Annotated in this window: 9 protein-coding genes; 6 read left to right on the top strand and 3 right to left on the bottom strand. The window is 38.5% G+C overall.

All coding sequences use genetic code 11. The features are described 5' to 3' along the window. The first annotated feature begins 21 nt into the window (after positions 1-21). A complete protein-coding gene (sstT, locus tag HXT41_RS00555) occupies positions 22-1,278 on the top strand; it encodes a serine/threonine transporter SstT (protein WP_116431799.1) in 1,257 nt (418 codons plus the stop codon). Positions 1,279-1,444: 166 nt separating this feature from the next. Here the strand turns inward: sstT and epsC are convergent, their stop codons facing one another. After that, positions 1,445-2,302, bottom strand: a complete 858-nt coding sequence (gene epsC / locus HXT41_RS00560) for a serine O-acetyltransferase EpsC (RefSeq protein ID WP_116431798.1) — start codon at positions 2,300-2,302, stop codon at positions 1,445-1,447. 142 nt (positions 2,303-2,444) lie between these two features. Next, complete coding sequence (gene cysK, locus HXT41_RS00565) at positions 2,445-3,377, bottom strand: cysteine synthase A (protein WP_116431797.1); 933 nt, start codon at positions 3,375-3,377, stop codon at positions 2,445-2,447. A gap of 681 nt (positions 3,378-4,058) precedes the next feature. On the opposite strand from cysK, the gene HXT41_RS00570 reads away from it, so the two are divergent. The 5 genes from HXT41_RS00570 to HXT41_RS00590 all read left to right on the top strand — a co-directional run bounded on the left by HXT41_RS00570 (position 4,059) and on the right by HXT41_RS00590 (position 9,545). Beyond that, on the top strand, positions 4,059-4,481 hold the full coding sequence (locus HXT41_RS00570; protein ID WP_004110858.1) for a GNAT family N-acetyltransferase: 423 nt from the start codon (positions 4,059-4,061) through the stop codon (positions 4,479-4,481). A gap of 146 nt (positions 4,482-4,627) precedes the next feature. Further along, entirely contained in the window at positions 4,628-5,437 is an 810-nt protein-coding gene (locus tag HXT41_RS00575; RefSeq protein ID WP_116431796.1) for a nucleoside phosphorylase, read from the top strand. Positions 5,438-5,694: 257 nt separating this feature from the next. After that, on the top strand, positions 5,695-7,461 hold the full coding sequence (locus HXT41_RS00580; RefSeq protein WP_421788720.1) for an ABC transporter ATP-binding protein: 1,767 nt from the start codon (positions 5,695-5,697) through the stop codon (positions 7,459-7,461). 438 nt (positions 7,462-7,899) lie between these two features. After that, on the top strand, positions 7,900-8,886 hold the full coding sequence (locus HXT41_RS00585) for a DUF3137 domain-containing protein (RefSeq protein WP_116431794.1): 987 nt from the start codon (positions 7,900-7,902) through the stop codon (positions 8,884-8,886). An 80-nt stretch (positions 8,887-8,966) separates the two neighbouring features. Continuing rightward, on the top strand, positions 8,967-9,545 hold the full coding sequence (locus HXT41_RS00590; RefSeq protein WP_103013960.1) for a LemA family protein: 579 nt from the start codon (positions 8,967-8,969) through the stop codon (positions 9,543-9,545). A 213-nt stretch (positions 9,546-9,758) separates the two neighbouring features. On the opposite strand, the gene HXT41_RS00595 is transcribed toward HXT41_RS00590, so the two are convergent. Continuing rightward, the gene (locus tag HXT41_RS00595) at positions 9,759-11,099 is read right to left on the bottom strand and encodes a Na+/H+ antiporter family protein (RefSeq protein ID WP_162863127.1); all 1,341 of its coding nucleotides are present in this window, start codon (positions 11,097-11,099) and stop codon (positions 9,759-9,761) included. Positions 11,100-11,541 lie beyond the last annotated feature (442 nt).

The following is an 11,541-nucleotide window of genomic DNA, read 5'->3' on the forward strand; positions in this document are numbered from 1 at the left end:
ATTACTATACAGGAGACTCTCATGCACAAGATTGTTCAAAAATGGAATAACATTGACCTTATTTTACGCATTGTAATTGGTCTTTTTCTCGGTGCTGCACTTGGTATTTTTGTGCCAGCTCACGTCTATGTGCTCGATCTTATGGGAAAACTTTTCGTCAGTGCGCTTAAATCTGTTGCGCCAATTTTAGTATTTTGCCTAGTTATTGGTGCGCTTGCGCAAGCAAAAAGTGTTGGCAACATGAAAGTGGTAATAGGGCTGTACGCGCTATCTACGTTTACTGCAAGCCTTGTAGCTGTATGTGCGGCTATGATTTTCCCTGTTGATTTTACTTTTGCTCATGTTGCAGCAGCGTCTTCGCCGTCTCCTCAAGGAATTGGTGAGGTGCTTAATTCACTTGTGCTAAATATTGTTGTTAATCCTGTAGATGCTCTCGTTAAAGGTAACTTTATTGGCATCCTCTTCTGGGCGATTGCTTTCGGTGTTGCTCTGCGATTAGCCGAGCCTTCTACAAAAGCATTTTTCGATAACGTTTCGTCTGCTATTGGAAAAATTGTCCACTGGATTATTAACGCAGCACCTTTTGGCATTATGGGTCTTGTTTATACAACAGTTGCAAGTAACGGTCTTCGTATTTTTAGTGAGTATGGTTTCGTTATTGCTTTGTTAGTAGGCACAATGACTGTTGTTGCTTTGATTCTTAATCCTATTTTGGTTTTCGTGCTTACGCGTAAGAATCCGTATCCTCTTGTTTTTAGAACTTTGCGCGATTCGGGTGTTACAGCGTTCTTCATGCGTTCTTCTGCTGCAAATATTCCTGTGAATATGAATTTGTGTGAAAAACTTGGCTTTAACAAAGATAATTACTCTGTTTCAATACCGCTTGGCTCAACTATTAATATGAGCGGAGCTGCTATAACTATTTCTATCATGTCTTTGTGCGCTGCTCACACGCTTGGTATTCGCGTTGATATTCCAACGGCTGTGATTCTTTCTGTGCTTTCTGCAGTTTCTGCTGCAGGAGCATCTGGTGTAGCTGGTGGTTCGCTTTTGCTTATACCTCTTGCATGCTCGTCGTTTGGTATTTCAAACGATATCGCTATGCAAGTAGTTGCTATTGGTCTTATTATTGGTGTTATTCAGGATTCTTGCGAAACCGCACTTAACTCTTCCACGGATGTTCTCTTTACTGCGGTTGGCGAATATCGCATGTGGCAGCGTGCAGGTATTGAATTCAAAATGGGCAAGGATCACGAGACTGTGCAACTTAAAAAGTAGATGTTCTGCTGTTGCTAGTTTTTGCTAAGTATTCTTGCTAGTGCGCGTTCTTCCGTTTTTACGTTTTAGATCGCGCACTTTTATTATATTTGGATGTTTATTGTAAATGAATCTAGCAGATGTTCAAATAAAATAGTAGAAGTGGAATCGGTATTTTTAGCGCGCATTAGGCTTTAGGGAAGTGGTAGGTTGTGTTTGCAGGAATACTGCGGTTTATCCACGCGTTTGCTGCGATTATACTTCCGCTTCCGATTGTTGTTTCGCCGCCAAGAATAGTAGCATTTGCGTAAATTACTACGTTGTCTCCAATATTCGGGTGTCGCTTTCCGCCTTTTACAGGATTTCCATCCTCGTCTAGCGCAAAGCTTTTCGCACCAAGCGTTACTCCTTGGTAAAGCTTAACATGCTCGCCGATTATAGTTGTTTCGCCGATTACAATGCCAGTTCCGTGATCAATGCAAAAATATGCACCAATTTTTGCTCCTGGATGAATGTCAATTCCGGTTTTTCTGTGAGCATATTCGCTCATAAGTCTAGGAATTAGCGGCACGTTAAGCTTGTAGAGTGCGTGAGCTGTGCGGTGAATAAGCATTGCATAAAAACCAGGGTATGCGAGCGTGACTTCTACTTTGCTTGTGCAAGCAGGATCGCCTTCATACATGGCTTGAATATCTGTTAAAAGTAACTTTTTAATTGCAGGAAGAGTATTTATAAATTGATTGCAAGTTTCTCGAATTTTAATTGAGTTGCTTGTATAGGATTGAAGTTCGTGAAATATAATGCGTTCTATAGTGTCTAATGCGTTTGAAGTAACGGTATTCAAACTAGCGTTATTATTCAAACTAGCGTTGAGTTGCGTAGTATCGTTGCTTACATTGTGCACATGCAACTCAGGCAAAAGTAACACCTGAGTTGCATGTATGAGTGCAATAATATTGCGGTAATTAGGTATGAATGTAGCTTGCCTTATGTCTGAATCGTGAATTGAGTTCAGTTGATTTATAAGATCAAGGCGATCATTCATACATTTCTCCCGTTATTTTGCTATTTTCTTTATTTTCTATTTTCTTTATTCTATAGTTTTGATCATTATCTAATAATGTTATTTATTATTCTTTTATTATTTAATCAAAACTTGCGTATTTAAAGTAGGCTCCTAAATGTAGTTAGTCTTCAAATAATGCGGTAGACAAGTATCGATCTCCTGAATCTGGCAGTATTGCAACGATGGTTTTGCCCCTGTTTTCTTCTCTTTTTGCTTCTTGGGTTGCTGTCCAAATCGCAGCTCCGGAAGAAATACCAACGAGGACGCCTTCTTTTTTGCTTATAAGCTTGCCGTTTTCGATTGCGTCTTCATTTGTTACGTGAACAATGCGATTATAAATGTTTTTGTTGAGCACATCTGGCACGAATCCTGCGCCGATTCCTTGAATCTTGTGCGCTCCTGGTTTTCCGCCTGCGAGCACAGGGGAGTCGGCTGGTTCTACTGCGATTACTTCAAGATGCGGATTTTGCTCTTTTAAGTATGTGCCAGTACCAGTGATTGTGCCGCCTGTTCCAACGCCTGCAATAAGCATATCCACGTTTCCGTCAGTGTCTTGCCAAATTTCTGGACCAGTTGTGTTGTAGTGCGCGTGCACATTTGCTTGATTGGTAAACTGTCCCGGAGTCCACGCATTTGGCGTGCTTTCAACGATTTCCTTCGCTTTGGCAATTGCGCCTTTCATTCCATCTTTAGCAGGTGTGAGCACGAGTTCGGAGCCGTAAGCTTTCATAAGTTTTCGGCGTTCAATAGACATGCTTTCTGGCATTACAATAATGCTTTTGTATCCTTTTGTTTGTGCGATCATTGAAAGACCAATGCCAGTGTTTCCGGAAGTTGGCTCAACAATTACTGAGCCTGGCTTAATTGTGCCTGTGGTTTCTGCTTCTTCAATCATCTGCTTTGCAATGCGGTCCTTTACAGAGCCTGCTGGGTTGAAGTATTCGAGTTTTACGAGGATTTTTGCTTGAAGATTGTACTCTTTTTCAATGTGAGTAAGCTCCAGAAGTGGAGTGTGGCCTACGAGTTCTTGCACGGACTTGTAGATGTTGGACATAATATTTCCCCTTACTTGTTTGTTTTACTTGTTTGTTTTACTTGTTTGTTTTACTTGTTTGTTTTGTTTAATTTAATTTGTTTAATTTTGTTTATTTTTAATTTTTAAAAAATAATTTTTTATTAATAAAGAGATTGTTGTTTATTAGTTGTTTCTAAAAATGCCATTTATCTGTTTAATATCTAATCCGTATTAAATTGTTATCTTTTCAACGTTTTATATTCGAATTTTGGCATAAAAAAAAGAAACAGCGCGCTGTTTCTTAAATCGTAATTTGCTGCGTTCTAACGTAAATGCTTTTAACATAGGCTAGATGTTATGCATATTTAGTGCTTGCAAACATCATTTCGATTAAGAAATGCGCAACAGCATACGTCACAACAACAGTTTGTCATCATATTTGTATGATACATGTGCACTCCTTTACTCGTCGAAATGGTGATAGGTGATGACTATAGCGAATGGATTTGCGTTTGTCAAACTTGATTTGTGTTTGGCATACCTTGATACGTACTCCTTTTTCTGCGCGAGTGTCTGATTTTGCCTGTTTTTGGGCACTGGTGCAGTTGGCGCATTAAAGTCCTATGTTAAAGAGATAGGCGACTTGATATACTGAGTTATTACGCTAGAAAATTTAGGGTTTCAACGTTGATTTCACAGTGTTTGGAGGCGTTGTTGTAAATGAATTTAACAGACGTGCAAATAAAAGAGTACAAAAAGTATAATAGCGAAGATATTCCAAAGCTGTATGATTCCGTTGGTTGGTCTGCGTACACAGATGATTTAGCTGCTTTGGAAAATGGTTTTAACAATTCGCTCAAGATTTTAGCTGCTTATAAAAATGATGAGCTAGTTGGCATTATTAGGGCTGTTGGTGACGGGTACACGGTTGTTTTTATTCAAGATATTCTCGTTTTGCCTGAGTATCAAAGGCAGGGGATAGGGTCTGCTTTGTTAAAGGCGATTGTGGATTGCTATCCTAACGTTCGTCAAATTCAATTGACCACGGATTGCACTGAAAAAACTATTGCTTTTTATAAGTCTGTTGGTTTTATTGAGTTTTCAGAAATTGATTGCTGCGGTTTTATAAAAGACAGGACATGATGCAGAAAATATGATTCTCTAGTAGCCATTAAGTGCGAATTTGCATAGATTGGCCACTTTGTGATTTTCGTGTGCTAATGCGTGTATTTGTGTATAGGATTGAGTTGCTTGTAGGATGGAGCTGATCTTATGGAGGAGCTGATTGTATGGCAGAATATGATTTGCCGATTTTAGAGTATGATTCCGATAAAAGTGCGGTTATTATGCCAAATCACGATAATATTTCTGTTCAGCTTCCATCTAAAGCGGTTTTTGCTTTTTTAGGCGATGCAATCGATCAGTATGCTTTAAGTAGGAAAGCTACGATTGTAGCAAATTTTGAATCTGCAACTAAAGTATATCCAATATATGTTTTGGAAGAAAAAGTAGAGAAAAAAGTAAAGGAAGACGCAAACAGCGAAGTAGAAGAAGAAACTCAAAAAATCTGCTTAGTACAAGCTCCAGTTGGCGCTCCTGCTGCTGTTCAGATCTTAGATTGGTTGATTTCTTACGGCGTTAGGGAAGTTGTTAGTGCTGGTTCTTGTGGGTCGCTAGTTGATTATGCGGAAAACGTTTTTCTGGTTCCGTATAAAGCTTTAAGGGATGAGGGGACTTCTTATCATTATTTGCCTCCAAGTCGTTATGTTGATGTTTCAGAGCGTTCGAGGCGTGCTATTTTGCAAACTTTGCAGGCGCATAATTTGCCTTATCATGAAGTTAAAACGTGGACTACGGATGGGTTCTTCCGTGAGACTAAGACGAAAGTTGCTAATCGTAAGCAGGAGGGATGCGCGGTTGTTGAAATGGAGTGTTCTGCTTTAGCGGCTTGTGCGCAAATGCGTGAGATTGTTTGGGGTGAGATTCTTTACACTGCAGATACTTTGCACGATGTTGAAAATTATGATGAGCGCAATTGGGGCGGGGATTCTAAAGCGTATGCGCTTGAGCTTTGTGTTGAAGCGGTGTTGCGTATTTGATTTGATTTTTTTTTTAACTCTATGCTTATTATTTCTAGCAAGCATTACGTATAAGTGTGTTTAAGCATTTATAGGTGTTATCAAGCAGATAAGCATGACCAATCAGGATAAGTATGATAGTGTGTCTTTCAATACTTAGTAGAGAGTGGATTAGCAATTCGAAAGCGAAAATGCTAGCTGCGAAAATGCTATTAGCGAAAAATAGCAAAAATAGCAAGAATAGCAAATAGATATAAAGGAAGTGAGAGGTAGCGAGAATGAACAAAACTGACAATACAGCAAATCAGCAATCGCCCGCGAATCAGCAATCATCCAAACTACATCCCGACGTAAAAAATTACGTAAAACTATTTTTCAAGGAAAACAAGCTTGTAGCTTTTCTTTCGATGATAGTTTTTATTTCCTTGTCTATGATTTACACTGCTATTTCTTGGATTTTGCAAATTATTTTCGACTATATGGCAGGTAAAGGAGCTTTCTCTTTAATTACTATTTTGCTGCTTGTTGTTTCCTTTATGCTGGCAATCTCCCTGATTTTCGCGTTGAAGCGCAGCTCGTACCCTCGCTTTCTTGAAAAAGCAATGAATCAGTATAAAGAGTCTGTTATCAAGAAGCTTTTACAGAAGAGTTATAGTGATTTTTCGCTCGCGAATTCCGGCACGTATCTTTCTGTGCTTACTAATGATTGTGAGCGTATTCAAGAAAAGTATTTGAAGAAGATTTTTGATTTTTTTCAAGACGTTCTTATGCTCGTAAGCTCTCTGGCTCTTATGATTTATTATAGTCCATTGCTCACTGTTATTGCTCTTATTATTTCTGTGCTTCCAATGGCGTGCTCGATTCTTACAGCTAACGGGATTGCCACTCGCGAGGAGCAGGTTTCCAAGTCGAACGAGTCTTATACAGCCTTAACGAAGGATGTTTTGAACGGCGTTTCGGTTATTAAGAGTTTTAAGGCGGAGCAAGAGGTTATTAACCGTTATCAGAATCAGTCGATGGAGCTTGAGCATACTAAGAATCTTCGCGAAAAAACGATGACTACTGTTTCTGCTCTTGGTACTATTTCAAGTCTTGGAACTCAGCTTGGCGTGATGCTTGTTGGCGCTTGGATGGTTAACGCTCACGTGGGCGTTATTACTGCTGGAATGGTGTTAGCTTTCACTAATTTGATGAATGGCGTGCTTCAGCCTATTGCAAGTCTTCCTCAAATGCTTGGCGAGATGAAGGGCGCTAAGAAGCTTATTAGCAAGATGGCTGATTATATGAGTAACGCTAAGGAAGATTCTGGCGAGATCATTGACGATTCTATTAAAAGCGTTGTTTTGCGCGATGTTTCGTACGCTTATGACCTGGATCATAAAGTCTTGAAAAATGTAAATCTAACTTTGCAAGCTGGAAAATCTTATGCAATAGTAGGACCTTCTGGAGCTGGTAAGAGTAGTTTGATTAATCTGCTTATGGGATACTACAAGGATTATGAAGGTAGTGTGAAGCTGAATAATCACGAGCTTAGCAATGTGAGCAAGAGTTCGCTTTACGATAAGACTACTCTTATGCAGCAGTCTGTGTTTATGTTTGATGCTTCGATTTTAGATAATATTACGCTTTTTAAGCCGTTCCCGAATGCGGAAGTGGATCGCGTGATTCACTTGGCTGGTTTGGATGATTTGATTGCTGCTAAAGGCAAGGATTATCAGTGTGGTGAGAATGGTAGTCATCTTTCTGGCGGTGAAAAGCAGCGTATTGCTATTGCGCGAAGCTTGCTTAAAAAGTCCGAGATTCTGCTGGTTGATGAGGCAACGAGCGCGTTAGATAACGAGACGGGCACGAACGTAACGCAGTCTATTTTGGATTTGCAAGGAATTCTTCGACTTGTGGTAACTCACCGCTTGGATGCTAATTCGCTTAAGCAATATGATGAGATTCTTGTGATGAAAAGCGGCGAGCTTATTGAGCGCGGAAGCTTTGAGGAGCTTATGAATCAGAAAGCTTACTTCTACTCGCTTTACACTGTGTCTATGTGAGGATGTGGAGCTGGTTTGCTCTCAATGCGCTGTGCAATTTAGCGCAAGCGATTCTGAGCCAGTGTTAGTAGCCATTAAGTGCGAATTTGCAGCAATTGGCCACTTTCTCAGCAATGCAACCTGCTTTCGAGTTACATTTTAAGGAATTACGCTGTTACTTGCAGTGCTTTCTTTGCTTTAAAATTTTGCAAAATAAATTTTAGTCAAAATCTGTTTTTATTTAATGATCTTGTGTAATTTAGATTGTATAGAGTTAGAGAAAAGGCATATATGGAACAGTTTAATCAGTATGACTAATGACCAGAGTAACTATGATTCAAGTAATCAGAATCAGACAAACCCAAACAATGATACTGTAAATTCAAATCCTACAACGTTGTGCATAGTGATTCGCAAAATATGTCAAAAATGACGAGTGATTTATAAAAGGGAGATGACATGAATGTAAAATATGGTAGCGTATTTACAAATCCAGAAGTTTTAAACAGACTCGCACAAATAGAACAATCTCCCCAAATACAAGGAAAATTAAGTGCTTTAAAAGAAGGCGTAAAAAATAACTCTTTTGATCCAATTCGTTTAATTCCAATAATACCGGTAGTAATGGTTTTAGGCACTTTGTATAACTATTTTCCAAATATTGATTACTCTCGTTACAAATATTATTTACTAATAGTAGGTGTTTTTGTTGTTTGCTTTGCAGGTAAGTTTTTTGTAAATAATAAGGTTGATGTAGACGCGCTATATGCGGATAATGTTTTAACGCCGATTTTAAATGTGATTCTGCCTGGAACAGTATTAAACAATTCCGAAGGAATTGACAGCAGCATTTTTGATAATCTTCTGCCAATATCTAGTAGGTATTATTCAAGTAAACACATAATTTTTGGCGATGAATTTAAAACTGAATTTTCAAATATGCAAGCAATCCACTTTTCTAGAAGTGAAAGTGGAAAAAGTGTTAAAAAAACGGATTTTATTGGGCAAGTCTTATTAATAAACTCAAAAACCAACATAAATGGCCACATTAGAATCGTCCCTGTTACTGGAAAGAACTTTATGGGACAAAAACTAAATGGATACTATGGTAAAAAAACAAAAGAGGAGAGCGAAGTTCAGACAGAATCCATTGAATTTAACGACTCGTATTCAGTCTTCTCTACAGACGATTTTTATACAAAACTGGTATTAGATCCAAGTTTTATAGAACTAATGAATAATTTGCAAAAAAGAATGCGAGTTTGCTTATACCTAGATAGTGAGCGTATTGTTGCAGCCTTTGATTCTGGTCGGTATTTATTCGGCGCTCCAGGAAAATCTGGAATAGAAAACCTATCTTTAACAAGAGAATATGCAAAATTTAGAGATATTTTGGCTGAGTATTACGAAATAATTAACGTAATTAGAGAGAAATTACAAAAGTAAAAATTACAAAAGTAGAAACTAGTAAATTGCAATACTAGCGAACTAAAAAATTAGAAAATACTAGAACTAAAGGAGATGTTATGGGAGACATTATGGGTGACGTTATGGATAAGAACACTGTGCTAATTTGTGTTGCAATAGTGCTTGTAGTGCTTATTGTCTGGTTTATTGGCATGTTAAATAGGCTAAGAAAATATAGGGTGATTATAGAAGAGTCGCGGAAAAACGTTGATATTGCGCTCGCTAAAAGATACGATACGATTTGCCAAATGCTTAAAGTTGCGCAGTCGTTTGCAAAGTATGAAAAAACAACATTAGTGGATTTAGTAAGTTTAAGAGAGGGATTGGGCTCAGCGGATTCTAGTTCGGTAATCAAAAATCAGAATCATGCAATAGGGAAGATTTTTGCTTTGGCGGAAGCTTATCCGGAATTAAAGTCTTCTGAACAATTTTTGAACTTGCAGGAAGAAATAAACGACGAAAATGAGCAGCTTGCGGCAGCAAAAAGAATTGTTAATAGTAATATAAGCACTCTTAATCAAAATATTGTTACCTTCCCAGTGTCGCTTATTGCAAGCTTAAGCGGAATAAAGCAGATGGCTTTTCTTGACGAAGATAATCTAAGCAATAAGAAGAATATTGACAGCATACTGAGCTAGTGAAAATGTTTAGCTAGACGGTATATCTAATATAGCCAATCGCCCGCGAATTTGCAGTGATTGGCCACTTTGGGATTGACTGATTTGTGATTGGTTGATTGGTATTTAAATATAAACGCCAGGGAGTTTATTTCAACTCTACTGGCGTTTATTGGTTACTTGCGTTATTCGCTAGTTGCGTTTTTTACTTGCCGTGTTTTCGGAAATAATCTGCTAAATAAACTGCGATATTACAATGCCGGCAGCCATAAGCGGAATATTGAAAATAAGGAACGTTGGAACGCAAGTATCCCAAATATGACTGTGCTGACCGTCTGCGTTTAAGCCGGAAGTAGGTCCAAGCGTAGTATCAGAAGCAGGGGAACCTGCGTCTCCAAGAGCTGCAGCGGAAGACATAAGAAGAATCGTTGCAGGAGTGCTGAAACCAATGCTCTGACACAGTGGCACGAACAAAACCGCAAGAATAGGAACCGTACCAAACGAAGTACCAATGCCCATAGTCACAAGCAAACCAATAATTGTAATCACAAATGCAGCAACAAGCTTGTTCTGACCCATAGAAGCAACACCCAAGTGCACAAGCTCCTCAACTCCGCCTGTAGCTTGGATCACGTTAGCATATCCTCCCGCAATGAGCATCACAAACGCAATAAGACCCATGAGTTTTACGCCGCCAGTAAGCTGCTTGTCGATGTCGTTCCACTTTATTGCGCCAAAGATAATCATCGTTGCAAGACCTGCAAGAGAAGAAAGTGAAAGATCTTTACTAATAATTTGCACTACTACAACAACAATAATTGCGAGAATAGTCACATAATGGCGTAAATTAAGAGGTCCGACAACAGCGTCAGCAGCACGAGTATCAGCTTCGGTGGTTTCGTATTCGCGAGGCTTGCGATAGAGCACAAATACGGCAAATAGCAAAGCTGCTAGCATTGCAGCACCCAAATACCAGTTCACAGCGCTAACGTCCGCAACGCTAACTTTCATGCCATTTTTAGAAAGATTCGTAGCAATAACAGTCTGGAAAATAAGACCAAAGCCAAACGGAATAGCAATATATGGAACCTCAAGACCAAAAGCAGTACAGCATGCTGCAGCTCGACGGTCAAGCTTCATCTTATTCATAACTCTCAAAATAGGCGGAATAAGAATAGGAATATAAGCAATATGAACCGGCACAATATTTTGAGACATGCATGCAATAATAGTTAGTACCGCAAGTAGAGCGTACTTTTTCATGCCAATAATTGAGCTAATTTTTTTAGAAATAATTTGAGCTAAGCCTGTTGCGGTAATTGCTTCCGCAAAAGTTCCAAGAAGAATGTAGGCTAAAGCGGTTTGTGAGTTGGTGGAGAAACCGTCGCAAAGCAAAGCCATAATTGTGTGATTTCCGTCACCAAAAAGAGGAAGATGACCGGCAATGCCACCTGCAATGCAAGCTATAATCATTGCTAGCAAAACATTAAGTTTTGCAAGACTAAGCGCGCATAGCACTACAACCGACACAATAACCGGATTAAATATGATATTTAAAATTTGCAAACCTAGCATGCCGTTCACCCCTTCAAATGCTTGAATGTTAATGTATTGTTTGAAGCAATACGTTTTATTTCGTATTGCTTACGCTTGTATTTTTGCATATGTATTCTTACATATGTATTTCTTACATTTAGTAATTAAAGACAATATAGCATGGAAGTGTTTACAACATGTTTCTTGAGTGAATATAAAATATAAACAATTAAATAAAAAAATTAGTGTAACTCAACAATTGTTTGCACAAAAGAGTATTCTAAATGATTAGTGGTGAAGAATTGATAAATCACCAAATGTTCGGTTTTACACCGTTTTATTGCAGTATTGCAACGTGAGTTTACTGCTGAAAAGTGGCGATAAAGCAATGCGAAAATTAAAAATTGTTTTGCTAATTGTGAAGATCTAAAAATAAGCAGTAAACAATAAACAACAAACTGAAAAACTAAAAAACTGAAAA

The sequence above is a fragment of the Gardnerella sp. DNF01189 genome (genome assembly GCF_049244195.1).
GTDB classification, from domain to species: Bacteria; Actinomycetota; Actinomycetes; order Actinomycetales; family Bifidobacteriaceae; genus Bifidobacterium; species Bifidobacterium swidsinskii.

Excerpts from the sequence above, each read along its gene's own strand:
- HXT41_RS00585 (WP_116431794.1), top strand. The coding sequence starts at position 7,900 with ATGAATGTAAAATATGGTAGCGTATTTACAAATCCAGAAGTTTTAAAC.
- HXT41_RS00570 (WP_004110858.1), top strand. The coding sequence starts at position 4,059 with ATGAATTTAACAGACGTGCAAATAAAAGAGTACAAAAAGTATAATAGC.
- epsC (WP_116431798.1), bottom strand. The coding sequence starts at position 2,302 with ATGAATGATCGCCTTGATCTTATAAATCAACTGAACTCAATTCACGAT.
- HXT41_RS00580 (WP_421788720.1), top strand. The coding sequence starts at position 5,695 with ATGAACAAAACTGACAATACAGCAAATCAGCAATCGCCCGCGAATCAG.
- HXT41_RS00575 (WP_116431796.1), top strand. The coding sequence starts at position 4,628 with ATGGCAGAATATGATTTGCCGATTTTAGAGTATGATTCCGATAAAAGT.
- sstT (WP_116431799.1), top strand. The coding sequence starts at position 22 with ATGCACAAGATTGTTCAAAAATGGAATAACATTGACCTTATTTTACGC.
- HXT41_RS00590 (WP_103013960.1), top strand. The coding sequence starts at position 8,967 with ATGGGAGACATTATGGGTGACGTTATGGATAAGAACACTGTGCTAATT.
- HXT41_RS00595 (WP_162863127.1), bottom strand. The coding sequence starts at position 11,099 with ATGCTAGGTTTGCAAATTTTAAATATCATATTTAATCCGGTTATTGTG.
- cysK (WP_116431797.1), bottom strand. The coding sequence starts at position 3,377 with ATGTCCAACATCTACAAGTCCGTGCAAGAACTCGTAGGCCACACTCCA.